The organism is Polaromonas sp. P1_G4 (assembly GCF_056405475.1).
In genome coordinates, this window is the sequence record NZ_JBFUCA010000067.1 from 1 (window position 1) to 15,948 (window position 15,948).

Annotated in this window: 16 protein-coding genes and 1 pseudogene; all 17 read right to left on the reverse strand. The window is 60.1% G+C overall.

Annotation, left to right across the window (positions count from 1 at the left end):
* Window positions 1-575: PLP-dependent transferase (locus AC1D1X_RS05485; protein WP_477697943.1), on the reverse strand; the 575-nt coding region annotated here is incomplete at its 3' end.
* Window positions 576-695: 120 nt separating this feature from the next.
* Entirely contained in the window at window positions 696-1,313 is a 618-nt protein-coding gene (locus tag AC1D1X_RS05490) for a hypothetical protein (protein ID WP_477697944.1), read from the reverse strand.
* Between the two features lie 39 nt (window positions 1,314-1,352).
* Entirely contained in the window at window positions 1,353-1,877 is a 525-nt protein-coding gene (locus AC1D1X_RS05495) for a phosphoribosyltransferase (RefSeq protein WP_411877599.1), read from the reverse strand.
* 75 nt (window positions 1,878-1,952) lie between these two features.
* A complete protein-coding gene (locus AC1D1X_RS05500; RefSeq protein ID WP_477697945.1) occupies window positions 1,953-3,293 on the reverse strand; it encodes an adenylosuccinate synthase in 1,341 nt (446 codons plus the stop codon).
* Window positions 3,294-3,338: 45 nt separating this feature from the next.
* Window positions 3,339-4,529, reverse strand: coding sequence for an ATP phosphoribosyltransferase regulatory subunit (locus AC1D1X_RS05505; RefSeq protein ID WP_477669361.1), 1,191 nt, complete (start codon window positions 4,527-4,529; stop codon window positions 3,339-3,341).
* 129 nt (window positions 4,530-4,658) lie between these two features.
* Window positions 4,659-4,847, reverse strand: coding sequence for a DUF2065 domain-containing protein (locus AC1D1X_RS05510; RefSeq protein ID WP_457280678.1), 189 nt, complete (start codon window positions 4,845-4,847; stop codon window positions 4,659-4,661).
* 6 nt (window positions 4,848-4,853) lie between these two features.
* Window positions 4,854-5,756: a protease modulator HflC gene (gene hflC, locus AC1D1X_RS05515; RefSeq protein WP_457280677.1), complete on the reverse strand. Its 903-nt coding sequence runs from the start codon at window positions 5,754-5,756 to the stop codon at window positions 4,854-4,856.
* Window positions 5,757-5,767: 11 nt separating this feature from the next.
* Window positions 5,768-7,192: an FtsH protease activity modulator HflK gene (hflK, locus tag AC1D1X_RS05520; protein WP_477669360.1), complete on the reverse strand. Its 1,425-nt coding sequence runs from the start codon at window positions 7,190-7,192 to the stop codon at window positions 5,768-5,770.
* Between the two features lie 57 nt (window positions 7,193-7,249).
* On the reverse strand, window positions 7,250-8,410 hold the full coding sequence (gene hflX, locus AC1D1X_RS05525) for a GTPase HflX (RefSeq protein WP_457306705.1): 1,161 nt from the start codon (window positions 8,408-8,410) through the stop codon (window positions 7,250-7,252).
* 17 nt (window positions 8,411-8,427) lie between these two features.
* Window positions 8,428-8,697 (reverse strand): RNA chaperone Hfq, encoded by a 270-nt coding sequence (gene hfq, locus AC1D1X_RS05530; protein ID WP_411883131.1) that lies wholly within the window; start codon window positions 8,695-8,697, stop codon window positions 8,428-8,430.
* Between the two features lie 51 nt (window positions 8,698-8,748).
* On the reverse strand, window positions 8,749-10,092 hold the full coding sequence (der, locus tag AC1D1X_RS05535; protein WP_477669359.1) for a ribosome biogenesis GTPase Der: 1,344 nt from the start codon (window positions 10,090-10,092) through the stop codon (window positions 8,749-8,751).
* 29 nt (window positions 10,093-10,121) lie between these two features.
* A complete protein-coding gene (gene bamB / locus AC1D1X_RS05540; RefSeq protein ID WP_477669358.1) occupies window positions 10,122-11,276 on the reverse strand; it encodes an outer membrane protein assembly factor BamB in 1,155 nt (384 codons plus the stop codon).
* Window positions 11,273-11,965 (reverse strand): YfgM family protein, encoded by a 693-nt coding sequence (locus tag AC1D1X_RS05545; protein ID WP_477669357.1) that lies wholly within the window; start codon window positions 11,963-11,965, stop codon window positions 11,273-11,275. Before AC1D1X_RS05545 ends, bamB begins: the two co-directional genes overlap by 4 nt.
* Before the next feature lie 92 nt (window positions 11,966-12,057).
* Window positions 12,058-13,172, reverse strand: a pseudogene (locus AC1D1X_RS05550) (histidine--tRNA ligase).
* 5 nt (window positions 13,173-13,177) lie between these two features.
* Window positions 13,178-14,455 (reverse strand): flavodoxin-dependent (E)-4-hydroxy-3-methylbut-2-enyl-diphosphate synthase, encoded by a 1,278-nt coding sequence (gene ispG, locus AC1D1X_RS05555; RefSeq protein ID WP_477669355.1) that lies wholly within the window; start codon window positions 14,453-14,455, stop codon window positions 13,178-13,180.
* Entirely contained in the window at window positions 14,455-15,417 is a 963-nt protein-coding gene (locus AC1D1X_RS05560) for a RodZ domain-containing protein (RefSeq protein WP_477697947.1), read from the reverse strand. The genes ispG and AC1D1X_RS05560 overlap by 1 nt, the downstream gene beginning before the upstream one ends.
* A gap of 40 nt (window positions 15,418-15,457) precedes the next feature.
* Window positions 15,458-15,948, reverse strand: a 491-nt coding sequence (locus AC1D1X_RS05565) for a tetratricopeptide repeat protein (protein WP_477697946.1), incomplete at its 5' end; no start/stop codon positions are given.

A 15,948-nucleotide genomic window follows, 5' to 3' on the forward strand; every position in this document is an offset into this window, starting at 1 on the left:
GTGTTGTCGAGCGCGGTCACGATGCCGGCGGGGTGGGCATTCTGGTGCGCCTTGATGGTGGCGACCAGCGCCGGCATGTCGGGAAACTCCAGCGTGATGGAGCCCGGCGCTTCGATCCACACCAGCCGGGTTTTGGGGCCCAGCTTGGCGGCCAGGTCGGCCGGGTTCATCGCGTCGTAAAAGCGGTGGGTGATGCCCCAGGCGGCCAGCTCGCCCTGCGCGAAGCTCTTGTTCGGCCCGTAGGCATTGTCGGGAATCAGCAGTTCGTCGCCGGCCTTAAGCAGCGCCATGCCAACCAGCACCACTGCCGCCAGGCCACTGGGCACCAGCGTGCAGTATTTGCCCCCTTCCAGGGTGGCGATGCGCTCTTCCAGCGTGAAGGTGGTGGGGGTTCCGTGCAGGCCGTAGGTGTAGCCGGTCTTGTGCTTCCAGTCGCGGCTGCGCAGCGCGGCGACTGTCGGAAAGGCAATGGTGGAGGCCTTGTAGACCCCGGGCGGTATGGCGTCAAACCCGGCGGGGGGCTTGTAGGGGTGGTGGATCAGGGTGGTGGAAATGTCGGATGGAGAATCGCTCATGCAGCGATATTACGGCAGTTTTCCAGCGCTGCTCAACCCTCGTTCGGGGTAATTCGGCCATCCAGGGGACATGGAATTGGCAAGCAGAAAACAACCCTCCGGGCAGCATCGGCAAGGACCTTATCGCTCCTTGTCGAAATAGCCCGCGTCCGCGATGCCCATCAACTTCACCAACTCGTGGCGCAAGGCCGCACTCTCCGGGCCTTCGGTGCGTAACCCGCGAAATGTGTTGGCACATCTCTGCCAGCGGGATTCGCCACGGGCCACCGCACCAAAGCGTCCTACTTCAAGCGCTGGTCTCGTCGTTTTGAAAAGTAGCTCAACCACCACCCAATATATATCGTCGTCCCCGAATCTTTGCACCGACCGAACCGCACGGAATTCATCGAAATCGTATTCGTCGAAGCTTCTCCCGAGAMAGAGAGATGTTTTCCAATCGCGAATACGCTTTGTCTTTTGATTGACGTCAAAATTGAAACTGCCATGCTGGGAAGTCCATAGCATCCACCATACGGTGCCAACCATCATGAATGTACCGGTGCAAAGGAGAAGCCATGACAACCACGGCTCTGGTGCCCGGCGACCCAAAAACGCGATGAAACCGCCGCTGCAAATCATCAACGGAACCGCCAAAATGAGGAGTATCCAAGCAGCCAAACCAGCAGATGCTTCGGTTTGAAGTGACCTCCAGTTTTGCGGCCCGTCAGTGGACGGCAAGACCGGCGGACTTTGCGTCATGCGGCGCTGATGGGCGTCAAACGGAGATATCCGACGCCTCTAGATCTTCCACTTCGCCATCAACTGCGCGGGTGACAGCGAGTCGTAGCCTTCAAAAGGCTGGTGGATCCATGGATTGGTGGGCAGCAACTCAACCGAATAATCAGGCTGAAAAGTAGACACGCCCTTGGTCCAGATCACAGCGCTGCGCAGCTCGGTGATGGGTTTGTAGTTGTTCTTGAGCTGGTGGATCACGGCGTTGAGCGTGTGGCCGGAATCGGCCAGGTCATCGACCAGCAGCACCTTGCCCGCGATTTCGCCCTTGGGCGTGGTGATGAAGCGGGCGATGTCGAGGTTGCCCTGCGTCATGCCGGCGTCGGCGCGGTAGGAGCTGGTGGACATGATGGCCAGCGGCTTGTCGAAAATGCGAGAAAGGATGTCGCCGGGACGCATGCCACCGCGAGCCAGACACAGGATGGTGTCGAACTGCCAGCCGGACTGGTGGATCTTGATGGCCAGTTTTTCAATCAGGTTATGGTACTCGTCGTAGCTCACATAGAGATGCTTGCCGTCTTCTGTCAACATGAAATGCTCCTGATTTGATAGCTGCTTGCGCCCGTCCCTATTGGGTTGGGTGCATTTTTTGCTGAGGTTTTCTGGCTAGGCGGCGTACGGATTGCGCAGCAGGATGGTGTGGTCACGGTCCGGGCTGGTCGAAATCATGTGGATCGGCACACCGGTGACTTCCTCGATCCGGTGCAGGTATTTCTGCGCGGCAGCCGGCAGCTTGTCGTATTGCGTGACGCCCACGGTGCTCTGGCTCCAGCCCGGCAAGGTCTCATAAATCGGCTTGCAGCGCTCGATCTCTTCAGCGCCCATCGGCAGGATGTCGGTGATATGGCCGTCAAGCTCGTAGCCGGTGCACAGCTTGAGCTCGTCGATGCCGTCCAGCACGTCGAGCTTGGTGATGCACAGGCCCGAGAGGCCGTTGACCTGGGCCGAGCGCTTGAGCAGCGCAGCGTCAAACCAGCCGCAGCGACGGCTACGTCCCGTGGTCACGCCTTTTTCGGCGCCCACGGTACTGAGGTGGTAGCCCACCGTGCCGGGCTTTTCCCAGTCGAGTTCGGTCGGAAAAGGCCCGCCGCCCACGCGGGTGCAGTAAGCCTTGGTGATGCCGAGGATGTAATGCAGCATGCCCGGGCCCACGCCCGCGCCCGCAGCGGCATTGCCGGCCACACAGTTGCTGGAGGTCACATAGGGATAGGTGCCGTGATCGACATCGAGCAAGGTGCCTTGCGCGCCTTCAAACAGCAGGTTGGCACCGGCCTCGTTGGCATCGTTGAGCTCGCGCGAGACGTCGGCCATCATGGGTTTGAGCAACTCGGCGTGGCGCATGGCTTCTGCGTAGACGGTATCGAAGTCGACTGCCGGCGCATGCAGGTAGCCGGTGAGCACGAAATTGTGCAGGTCGAGCAATTCACGCAGCTTGGCGGCAAAGCGATCGGGATATTTCAGGTCCTGCACGCGCAGCGCGCGGCGGGCAATCTTGTCTTCATACGCGGGGCCGATGCCGYGGCCGGTGGTACCGATCTTGGTCGTGCCACCCTTCTCGCGGTAAGCCTCGCGCGCGACATCCAGCGCGACGTGAAAAGGCAGGATCAGCGGRCAGGCTTCGCTGACGCGCAGGCGGGAACGCACCTCAACGCCGGCTTTTTCCAGCCCCTCAATTTCTTCGAACAATTTGGCGGCCGACAACACCACGCCGTTGCCGATATAGCACTTCACGCCGGGGCGCATGATGCCGCTGGGAATCAGGTGCAGCGCCGTTTTCACACCATTGATGACCAGCGTGTGGCCGGCATTGTGGCCGCCCTGGAAGCGCACCACGCCTTGCGACATCTCGGTCAGCCAGTCGACCAGCTTGCCCTTGCCTTCGTCGCCCCACTGGGTGCCCACGACCACGACATTACGGCCCGCGGCTGCGGTTTGTTTGTTTGTCATCTTCAATTCTCGTTAAGGTTTCGGGATAAAGCCGGGCGCAGGCCCTCAAGCGGCTTTTTTAAGGGGCTGGACCACCCATTGACCGGCAGCGTTTGCCAGTTCGCGGTCGCAATCAAACTCATTGACTTCATGTTCGTGGCCGGGCAACACGCAGGCCACGGTTTCGCCGCCCGCGCGCAGGCGGGCGATGGCGGCACGCAGGCCGATATCTTCGCCCCAGGGCGCACGGATGGCTGCCTTGAGGGCCCGAGGAGGCAGCACACTGACCAGCTCTTTGAGGTCAAGGCTGAAGCCCGCTGCAGGCCGGTTGCGGCCGAACACGGCACCGACTTCGTCATAGCGGCCGCCGCGCACCAGTTCGGCGCCCTGCCCGTAAATGGCAAAGCGGGTGCCGCTGTAATAAGCGTAGCCGCGCAGGTCGGCCAGGTCAAAACTGACCTTGACGTCGCCTTTTTCACCCCTGGTGTGTGCGGCCAGCCATTTCAGGTTTTGCAGCGCTGCTTTCAGGCCCGTTGAGGGCGGCAGGATTTTTTCCGCTTCGGCCAGCACTTTCTCGTCACCATAAAGCTGCAACAACGCCTTGAGGCCGTCTCGCGCCGCAGCCGAAATGCCGTCCTTGAGGCTGGCGATCAGGCTGCCGAGCTCGCTCGCGTCCTTGGCCGCCAGCGCGGCATGGATGAGCGCCAGGGTTTTGCCGTTGACGGTGGCGCCAGCCAGCAAGCTGTTGACGATGCGGACATCCGCCATGTCCACGCTCAGTTCAGTGACGCCGGCCGCCTTGAGGCCTTCCAGCGCCAGCTGCTGGGCTTCCAGATCTGCCTCCAGGCCGGCATGGCCATAGATTTCCGCGCCAAACTGCAGCGGTTCACGGGTGGCATGAGGCCGGTCGGCACGGGTATGCAGCACCGGGCCGCAATAGCACAGGCGGGCAACACCGCTGCGGTTGAGCAAATGCGCATCAATGCGGGCTACCTGGGGCGTGGTGTCGGCACGCAGGCCCAGCGTTCGGCCGGAGAGTTGGTCCACCAGCTTGAAAGTCTGCAGATCAAGGGCCTCGCCAGTGCCGGTCAGGAGCGACTCGAGGTGCTCCAGCAGCGGAGGCATGACAAGTTCATAGCCATAGCTGCGGGCGGTGTCGAGGAACAGACGGCGCAGCTCTTCGATGTGGCGCGCCTCGGAAGGCAGGACATCGGCAATTTGATCGGGCAATTGCCATGATGACGACCAGGCGGGCATTGTGATTTTCGTGGGCTGTTAAAAACAGCATTTTACCGGGCTTGAAGCGGGTTTTCGGCCCGCTGAAGGCCCAATGACGCACTCTGGCGGAAATACGTGGCAGTGAGCGGCTTGCCGAGGGAGGCGAAATCAGGCCAGCACAGCCAGCAGGATCAGGCCCGCCGCAATACTGCACAAGCCGAAGAAGCGGATCTGGCCGTTACCCAGAGTGAGAATCTGCTCGAACATGCGGCGCCAGCCGCCGGGAGAGATGAAAGGCAACAGGCCCTCGATGACCAGCATCAGGGCCAGCGCCATCCAGAAGGTGTTGCCGTCCACGCCGGCTTATTTTTTGGCGGGTGCGGCGTTACCGGAGCCTGGGCCGCGCATCGCCTTGAAAAAGTCGGACGAAGGGTCAAGAACCATCACGTCGCTCTTCTTGTTGAAGCTGGCTTTGTAGGCATCGAGGCTGCGATAGAACTGGGCGAACTGCGGGTCGCGGCCGAACGATTCGGCATAGGTGCGAGCGGCTTCGGCATCGCCCTCGCCTTTGACCTTTTGCGCATCGCGGTAGGCGTTGGCGATGGTGACTTCTCGCTGGCGGTCGGCGTCGGCACGGATTTTTTCGCCTTCTGCCAAACCGGTAGAACGCAGTTCATTGGCCACGCGTTGGCGCTCCGCAACCATGCGCTTGTAGACGGAATCGGTGATGGCTTCCACATAGTCCACGCGCGTGATACGCACGTCGACCACGTCAACGCCCCAGGGCTGCGCACCCTGCACGGCTTGAAGCACTTCCCGCTTGACGTCGGCCATCAGGGCTTCGCGCTTGAGCGAAAGCAGGTCCTTGACGGTGCGTTTGTTGATCTCTTCCTGGAAGGCATTGCGCACCACGCGGTTGAGCTGGTTGGCGCCGGTTTTTTCGTCCAGGCCGACGTTGCGGATGTAGTCGGTGGGCTGGATGATGCGCCAGCGCACGTACCAGTCGATCACGACACGCTGCTTTTCTGCCGTCAGCATGGGCTCGGCGTCGACGCTGTCGAGCACCAGCAGGCGCTTGTCGATGTAAGAGACGTTCTGGAACGGCGGTGGCATCTTGAAATGCAGGCCCGGTTCAGTGACCACATCCTTGATCTGCCCCAACGCATAAACCACGCCGAACTGCCGCTGGTCCACCACAAAAAGCGTGGAGCTGAGCAATGCCAGGATCACCAGCAACGAAGAAATGATAAATCCAACTCTATTCACGATCGTCTTCCTTAGCGTGTTTCACGATCGCGCGTGCGGGAAGCATCGCGGGATCGGGCATCAAGGGGCAAGCTGGAAACAGGCGCGGCAGGCACCGTTGGCGAAGACGCTGCGCCGGGAACCAGCGCGGGCTCTGCGGTACTGCCAGCATCACCCTGCGTCGTCATCTGCATGATTTTGTCCAGCGGCAGGTACAGCAGGTTGGAGCCCTGACGGGACTCGACCATCACCTTGGTCACACTGGAATAAACCTGCTGCATGGCGTCGGTGTACATACGGTCACGGGTCACCTGGGGCGCCTTCTGGTATTCGGTCAGCACCGAACGAAAGCGCTGGGCATCACCCTGTGCCTGGGCCACGATTTTGGCTTTGTAGGCTTCAGACTCTTCCTTGAGGCGGGACGCGGAACCCACGGCACGCGGGATCACATTGTTGGCGTATGCCTGGGCTTCGTTCTTGGCGCGTTCGCGCTCCTGGCCGGCCTTGAGCACATCGTCAAACGCTGCCTGCACCTGCTCGGGGGGGCGCACACCGCTCTGCTGAAGGTTGATGCCGACAACTTCAACGCCGACCTTGTAACGATCGAGGATGGTCTGCATCAGGGCGCGCACGCGTGGCCCGATCTGGTCACGCTCTTCCGCCAGGGCCAGGTCCATCTTCATTTTCCCGACCACTTCACGGACGGCTGTTTCGGCAGCCTGAACCACCGCCGCTGCAGGGTCCTTGCTTTCAAACAGATAGGCGCGCGCATCGTTCAGGCGGTACTGCACGGCAAACTTGATTTCAACGATGTTTTCGTCTTCAGTCAGCATGGCCGAGTCGCGCAGGCCTGTCGCCTTGATGATGACGTCACGGCCGACATCCACTGAACGGATCTGCGTGACCACAACGATTTCGTGGCGCTGCACAGGATACGGAAGCCGCCAGTTGAAGCCCGCGCCCACGGTCGAGTGGTATTTGCCAAACTGGGTGATGACGGCCTGCTGGCCTTCCTGGACAATGAAAAACCCGGTGCCCAGCCAGATCAGCACTGCGACACTGGCAATCAGTCCGACACCAATGCCGGCACTCTTCATGTCGGGCTGAAAGCCGCCGCCACTGCCGCCGTTGTTCCCACCGCCATTGCCGCGGCCAAATCCACCACGGTTGGGGTTGTTCTTGCCACCGCCAAAAAGGCCACCCAGCTTGCGGTTGAAGTCGCGCCAGAGTTCATCCAGGTCGGGTGGGCCCTGGTTGGGCCCCTGCCCCTGCGGACGGTTGGCGGGCCGGGTCGGTTGCTTGTCCTCCCGCGGAGCTTCGGGCTTGGCATCGTCAGAAGACGGTTTGTCGTCATCCCGACCCCAGCGCGGATCATTGAGGTTGAACATGCCTTGGGCGCGTTGCTTGAGCCGGCCTGGCAAGCTCGTCAAGGTCTGCAGCACGGGGTTCAGATTCATGGGATCAAACTCACTTTTTTTCGTTACACCGACATTGTGCCTAATGAAACCGCCATATCAGGCAAGGTCCTCGGCAGTTTGGGGGATTTCGTCGGCGGGCGGGTTGACCGCATAGCCAGCCAGCAGCGCCCGCAAAAGCGGCAGGCCTTCACCTGTCTGCGCACTCACGAACACCCGTTCAACGCTGCGGCTTGAGCCCTCAAACGCGTCCCTCAGTTCGAACATGTCTTGCAGGTGCAGGGGCAAGCTGTCCTTTTCAATAGCGTCCAGCTTGTTGAACACCAGTATTTGCGGCACATCGGCCGCGCCAATCTCCGAAAGCACACGCTGGACCTGCTCGATCTGCTCGAGGTAGTCGGGATTGGCGCCGTCCACCACGTGCAGCAGCAAGTCGGCATCCGCTGCTTCCTGCAGCGTTGCAGCAAAGGCATCAATCAGGCCGTGCGGCAGGTCGCGGATGAAGCCCACCGTGTCCGACAACGACACGGAACGCGCGGCGTCACCCAAATAAAGCTGCCTCGTGGTGGTATCGAGCGTTGCGAACAACTGGTCGGCCGCATAAGCACGCGCTTTGACCAGTGCATTGAAGAGCGTGGATTTTCCCGCGTTGGTGTAACCCACCAGGGAAATCGTGAAGGAATTGCGGCGCTCGCGCTGCTTTCGCTGCGTTTGCCGCTGCTTCTTGACCTTGAGCAAGCGTTCTTTGGTGCGCTTGATCGCGTCACCGATCATGCGTTTGTCGAGCTCGATCTGCTTCTCACCCGGGCCGCCGCGCACACCGGCGCCGCCGGTTTGCCGCTCCAGGTGGGACCAGCGCCGCACCAGGCGTGTAGACATGTATTGCAGCCGGGCCAGCTCAACCTGCAGCTTGCCTTCGTGACTACGCGCGCGCTGGGCAAAGATTTCAAGAATCAGCAGGGTCCGGTCGTTGACCGGCATGTCCAGGTGCCGCTCCAGGTTGCGCTGCTGCGCCGGGCTTAGGGACTGGTCGAACAGAATTTCCGTGGCGCCGGTATCCAGCGCCATCAGCTTGATTTCGTCAGCTTTTCCGCTGCCGATGAAGAGCGCGGCGTCGGGCGCCTTGCGTCTGCAGGTGACGCGCGCAACCGGCTGCAGGCCTGCTGTTTGCGCGAGCAAACCCAGTTCCTGCAGATCAGCATCAAAGTTTGGCAACCCCAGATCGACCCCTACAAGAAGGACCAGGGGTTTCGGGCTCACCGGAGCATCGTACGAACTCAGCTGGCGGGGCTTTCTTCAGACTCGTTGGTCGCGAAATTTACGGCGCGACCTGGAACGATGGTGGAAATCGCATGTTTGTAGACCATTTGGGTCACAGTGTTGCGAAGCAGAACCACATATTGATCGAAGGATTCGATCTGACCCTGCAATTTGATCCCGTTGACGAGATAAATGGAAACAGGAACATGCTCGCGACGCAAGGTGTTGAGAAATGGGTCCTGCAAGAGCTGGCCTTTGTTATTGCTCACGATATTTTCCGTGTTCAAAAGTTAATAGAACTTGACCTTACCACAGGGCGTGGCCCGGGTCATGTAGTCCTAGGCCGTTTCCTTGTCTTTAAAGGGGTTGTGGGAGCTCTTCATCTGGATGCGCAAGGGCGTGCCGACCAGGTCAAATTCCTTGCGGAAACGCCCTTCCAGATAGCGTTTGTACGACTCGGTGACGTGTTCGAGCGAATTACCGTGGATGATGATGATGGGTGGGTTCATGCCGCCCTGGTGGGCATAGCGCAGCTTGGGGCGAAAAACACCCGAGCGCTGGGGTTGCTGGAACTGCACGGCTTCCAGCAGCAGCCGGGTGAGCACGGGTGTGGACATCTTGCGATTGGCCGATGCATGGGCCTGAACAATCGACTTCCAGACAGGGCCCAGTCCCTGGCGCTTGATGGCCGAGATCGGGTGGATGGCGGCGAATTTGAGGAAGCCCAGCCGGGTCTCGATGGAGCGCTCGAGAAGCTCGCGCTGGTAGGAGTCCACAGCGTCCGACTTGTTGATGGCCAGCACCACCGAACGGCCGCTTTCGAGGATGTAGCCGGCAATGTGGGCGTCCTGGTCGGTCACGCCTTGGGTGGCATCGAGCAGCAGCAGCACTACGTTGGCGTTTTCGATGGCCTGCAGGGTCTTGACCACGGAAAACTTCTCGATGGCCTCAAAAACCTTGCCTTTGCGGCGCAGACCTGCCGTGTCAATCAGCTCAAACTTCTGCCCGGCACGCTCAAAAGGCACAGAAATGGCGTCGCGGGTTGTCCCGGGCAAATCAAAGGCCACCAGGCGTTCTTCACCCAGCCAGGTGTTGATCAATGTGGACTTCCCCACGTTGGGGCGTCCTGCCACGGCCAGACGAATCACAGAAGGATCTTGAGGCTCAGCCTCTTCGTCCGGATCCGGCAAATTGAGCGGCGCCAAGGCCATGTCAACCAGCGTGCGCATGCCCTGGCCGTGTGAGGCGGAAACMGCCAGCATCTCGCCCATGCCCAATTCAAAGAACTCGGACAGCTGCACGCCTTCAGTCATGCCCTCGGCCTTGTTAGCAGTCAGGATGGTGGGTTTGCCCAGCTTTCGCAGGTATTTGGCAATATCGTGGTCCTGCGCACTGATGCCGGCGCGGGCGTCAACGACAAAGATGACCACATCGGCTTCCGCGACCGCCTGCCGGGTCTGCTTGGCCATTTCCTTGTAAATACCGGACGCCGCATCGGGTTCAAATCCGCCGGTGTCGATCACGATGTATTCGTGGGGTCCCAGCTTCCCGTTACCGTAATGACGATCCCGCGTCAGGCCGGCAAAGTCGGCCACGATCGCATCCCGCGTCTTGGTCAGCCGGTTGAAAAGCGTCGACTTGCCCACATTCGGACGGCCGACTAGCGCTATGACAGGTTTCATCAATCAGTTTCTGGCAGGACCGTAGGCCCTTATTGAGGCTGGAAGCCGTAAACACCACCGTTTTGCGTCACGGCGATCAGCGTATTGCCAGCAAGCACGGGCGTTGCCGCAATGGCTGAGCCATCGGTAGGCAGGCGATTGAGCAGTGAGCCGTCTTCGCGGGAAAGCAGGTGGATGTAGCCGGAAAAATCGCCCATGGCGATAGAGCGCCCGACGACCACCGGCGCCGTGAGGCTGCGGTAGCGCAGGCGGTCGGTGGACCACGCACGCTCACCATCGGTGCGGCGCCAGGCGTTCACAGTGCCATCAGCTTCCGTGCCGAACAGCAGGCGATCGTCGCCATCAATGCCCTGTACACCGTTGGCCGGCTTGGCCCACAGCAGGTTGCCGCGCACAGCGTTGACGCATCCAACGCTTGCCTGGAATGCCCGCGTGCAAACGATATCGCCCTGCCGGCTGACACGTCCTACCAGGTCGACGAGCCGTTCCACGTCATTGACGCCGCGAGGCGTGGCAATCGGTGCCTCCCAACGGATGCTACCGTTGGACGGATTAAGGCCCACGAGGCGGCCGGCCAAACCTACGACCAACGTATCGCCCACCGCCAGCATGACGCCGGACTGACGAAGCACCAGGGGCTCGTTGGGCCGCTGCTGCGCCCAAAGCTTGCGACCCGTCAGCCCGTCAAAGGCCGTGACCGAACGGTCTGCGGCCAGGACAAATACCCTCAAGCCAGCCACGAAGGGAGCGGAAAATGCCTGGGCGCCCAGCTTTTGACGCCAGAGTTCCTTGCCATCCTGCAACGCGATGACTTCATTGGCCTTGGTTACCACGGCAACGACCTTGCCGTCGTTTCCAGCACCGGCGGCCAGGGGTGTATTCAGCGCAAGGCGCCAGAAATCGCGACCAGTTTGGGCATCCAGCAAAGCCACGGTGCCGTCACCACTGGCCACTGCCACGGTGTTGCCCGAAACCCCCATCTCAAGCGGGAAGTTCACCTGCCCCACGCGGGTGGTCCAGATCTGGCGCGCAGACACCAACCCAGTGACCGGCTGAAGTTCTGCGGGTTGCGGTTTTGCAGGACCGCCACCGAAAAAGGAACACCCACTCAGAATCGCTATCAAAACAATAGCTGCCGGCGCACGCACCGCTTGGACCAGAGGCCTAAAAGATTGATAAATCATTTCTTCACCTCTTTATTTGATGGCGCATCGGCCTTGGTTGTCTCTGCGCCGGGATCAACCCCCAGCGCGTTGAGCTTGACCTCAACCAGACGCCGGTACTCGGAGCGCTCGTCAAGCCCCTTGTAAGCCTTTTCGTATTCACTTTTCGCCTCTGACTTCTTACCCTGCGCTGCCAGAATATCGCCACGCCGGTCGGCGACCAATGCCGTGAAGTCCTTCGGAAATGGGCCCGAAACCTGCTGCAGGGCCTCGTCATAAGACTTCTTCTCAATCAGCAGCCCCGCCAGGCGCAACCGGGCAATGGCCTGATAGCCCTCATCAGAGGCTTTTTCAGCGACCCAATTCAGAGCAGCACGCGATGCGTCGACATTGCCTTTGTCGTAATATGCCTTGGCGGCAAGCAGTCCCGCCTGTTGAGCGTACGTTGTCCGGCCAAAACGATCCTTCATGTCGGCCAGTGAGCGGTCAATTTTTGCCACGTCACCGGACTGCACAGCGCGCTCGACTTCGTCATACATGACCGAAGCCTGGGCTGCCTGGTTACGCTGCCAGTACTGGTATCCATTCCACGCGGCAAAGGCCCCGAGCACCACAATCAGGGCCCAGGTGATCATGTCACCGTACTGCTTCCAGAAGTGCTTGAGCTCGTCAAGCTGTTCCTGTTCTTCCAAATCGAGATGTTTTGCCATAAAAGTCTTTGTTCTGCCCCGGAAATGGTGCGGATTGAGTTGGGGTGATTGTAGAGGCCCGGCCAGCACTCCAAATGGCCGGCCGTGGCGGCTCAGCCGCGCAGGCTGTGAGCCCAGGCCATGACATCCCCCAAGGGCTGGAGTGCCTGGGCCTGCAAGGCTTGGTCTTTTTCGCCCCGCAGGTGTTTGACGGCAACACAGCCTTGAGCGAACTCGGTTTCGCCAAAAATCAGGGCGTAGCGCGCACCGCTACCGTCAGCTTTCTTGAACTGGGACTTCATGCTGCCCATGCCATCGCCTGTTCCGGCGTGCATCTGCACGTTGATGCCAGCAGCGCGCAAGGCTTCGCAGGTTGCCATCACAGTTGGCATCATCTCGGCAGACGGAACGATCACGTAGGCGTCGGGGCCACTCACCGGCGGCAACACGCCCACCGCCTCAAGCAGAAGCAGCATTCGTTCCACACCCATGCCCCAGCCTACCGCAGGCGTTGGCTTGCCGCCAAGCTGCTCGAACAGGCCGTCGTAACGGCCGCCACCGCAAACCGTACCCTGTGAGCCAAGCTTGTCGGTGACCCATTCGAACACCGTGAGGTTGTAGTAATCCTGATCAGCGCGGCACGGTGCGCCATTCGCTCGCTGGGCTGGCCCAGGCTGTTCAGTTCGAGCCGCACAWGCTCCATCGGAATGCCCAGGTCGTGCAGCAGCGCTCGGCACATGAGAATTTGCTCGGCATCCACATCAGGTCCGGCAAAGCCCAGCGCTTCAACATCGATTTGGTGAAATTGGCGATAACGCCCCTTCTGTGGTCGCTCATGACGAAACAGCGGCACCGCCGACCAGACCCGTATCGGGCCGTTGTACAGCGCGTTGTGTTCGATCATCGCGCGCACAATACCGGCAGTAGCCTCAGGGCGCAACGTGAGCCGATCGCCGTTCATMGAGTCGACAAAGGAATACATCTCCTTTTCGACGATGTCGGTCACCTCGCCAAGACCACGCACAAACAGCGCGGTCGGCTCGACGATCGGCGTGCGTACATTGGCGTAGGCATAGCGGGCCATCAATGCGCGCACCTTGGCTTCGAACCACTCCCAACGAGCCGACTCCGGCGGCAGGATGTCGTTCATCCCCTTGACGCCCGTCAGTTTTTCCATTTTGGCCACGGCGGATTTTTCTACCGGGCCGGCAGCTGTTTTTTCAACCATGGGCGTTACGCAGCTTCAGCGACGGTGTGCGTGCCAAAGCGTTTTTCAATGTAATTTTCAACAATGACCTGGAACTCCTGCGCAATGTTGTCGCCACGTAGGGTCAGTCTTTTTTCACCATCAATAAACACCGGCGCGGCAGGCGCCTCGCCGGAGCCGGGCAGGCTGATGCCGATATCGGCATGTTTGCTTTCACCCGGTCCATTGACGATACAGCCCATGACGGCAACCTTGAGCCCTTCGACGCCGGGATATTGTTCGCGCCAGACAGGCATCTGCGCACGCAGAAAGTCGTCAATTTGCTTGGCCAGCTCCTGGAAGGTCGTACTGGTGGTGCGCCCGCAACCTGGGCATGCCGTCACACTGGGCACAAAGGTCCGCAAACCAAGCGCCTGGAGAATCTCTGACGCAATAACAACTTCCTGGGTGCGGGCCTCACCCGGTTGGGGCGTTAAGGAAACGCGAATGGTATCGCCAATGCCTTCTTGCAGCAGGATCGATAACGCCGTGGCAGAAGCCACCGTGCCCTTGGTAGCCATACCGGCCTCCGTCAGCCCTAGGTGAAGCACGTGATCTGTGCGCCGGGCCAATTCTCGATAAACCGAAATCAGGTCCTGAACACCGCTTACCTTGCAGGAAAGGATGATCTGATTACGAGGCATTCCCATTTCTTCAGCGCGCCGGGCGGAATCGATCGCGGACGTAATCAATGCTTCATACATGACTTGCCTGGCATCCCAAGGGACTGCACGCGCACTGTTCTCATCCATCAAGCTGGCCAGCAGTTCCTGATCAAGGCTGCCCCAGTTCACACCGATACGCACGGGTTTTTTCCAGCGCATGGCAACCTCTATCATCTGGCCAAACTGCCGGTCACGTTTGTCGCCCTTGCCAACATTTCCCGGATTGATGCGATATTTGGACAACGCCTCCGCGCAAGCGGGGTAATCCGTCAACAACCGATGGCCATTGTAATGAAAGTCCCCTATCAGTGGAACGTCGATCCCCATCCGGTCGAGTTGCTCACGCACATGCGGAACAGCCTGCGCCGCTTCCGGCGTGTTGACGGTGATGCGAACCATCTCGGAACCCGCCAACGCCAGTTCCTTGACTTGAATCGCGGTGCCAATGGCATCCACCGTGTCGGTATTGGTCATGGACTGGACGCGCACCGGCGCATCGCCGCCGACAGTCAAAATACGGCCGCCCCATGACACCTGTGACTGGAGGGAGCGCCGCGCTTTGGGAAAAGCGGACTCGATCGGAAGGCAACCCTTCGACATTATTTCACCTCAAATCGGGCAACATTATCCCTGGCCACGCTGCTCAGATCAAAAGCCTGGCCGCGCACCTGCACTTGCGTCACATCTGCCTTACCCACTACGGCGGCCAGCGGTAACGCCCCGGACGCACCCGCGACTTCTCCGGCGGTCAGGGTACGGCGCAGCACAACCGTTCCCTTGGCATCCGTCACCTCCACCCAGGATTCGCCCCTGGCGCGAAAAGTCACGATACCCGCCGGTGCCGCTGGCGATACAGGTGCAGCAACACCACTTGGCACTGGCACCGGAGCAGGCTGAACGGCTGGGCCAGGTAGAGAGGTAGTTGTCGTCACAGCAGGGCCGGTGGGAGAGCCGGCAACCGTGGCAGCACCGGCGCCTGAAAAAGTCTCATGACTCTGCTCTGTGGGGAAAACAGGCTTGACGTCGTTTACCAATCCTCCGCCCGTCATCGCCACAGCTGCGGGCAGCGGTTTGGCGGCCTCGGCGCCGCCAGCTTGCATCTCACTATCACCCTGACCCTTCGTGACATCCGGCTTGATGACTGGCAGGAAAATCAATACCAGAGCACCAAGCAGCAAAGCCAGGCCGGCCAGCACTGCAGGCTTCGAAACCTGGGTCCACACAGCAGGCCGGGGGCCTTCCCCTGGCGAGCGAAACGGTGCATTGATGCCAGCACCTTGGTATATCAGCTTGGGGGCGCTGGTTTGAGGCAGGCGTTCAAGCACAGGGGCCGCATCCAGTTTCAGGCTACGGCACACGCTGGAAGCCAGGGCCCGAACAAAAACAGCATCCGGCAGCAAGTCAAAGCGATCCAGCTCCAGCGCTTCGAGTTTTTTTACCGGAACCTTCAAGGATACGGCGAGGGCCGCGATATGTATGCCTGCAGCCTCTCTTGCCTCACGAAGCAGTGTGCCTGCCGTGGGCTCGAAGTCAGTACCCCGGTCAACGCCAGACGCAGCCATTCCAGATGTGGCCTCCCCAGCCGGTGCAACAACGTCAGCGTCACTCATTGAACGCCCCTTTGTCATAAGCAGCAGCCTCCCGGGACTGCGCAAAACGCTTTTTTAGCTGATCACCGAGCTGCCGTACCGTATCCCGGTTGTTTAATTTACGCTCGATTTTGATGCCTAGCCACAGGGTTTCAGCATTTGCAAGATCACTGTTGTTCAGTCGTCGTATGTAAAACTGTGCCCGAGTCAGATCGCCACGATCGTTCAAAAGACTAGCCAGGTTGTAACCAGTAACAGGATTTCCTGCGTCCAATTCATAAGACTGCAGGAGGCTTTGCTCGGCTTCTGCATGCTGCCCAGCACGAACCTGACAAACCCCCTGCGCCATCAGCGTTTTGGCCTTGCCTGCGTACGTTGGGTTCGCCACGGCCTGAGCAAAGAACCGAGAAGACTCGTTATAGCGTCCTTGCTGGCACATCAACCATCCATAGTTATGCGCAACATCCGCATCGCGGGGATTCAATGCAAGAGCCCTGCGAAAAC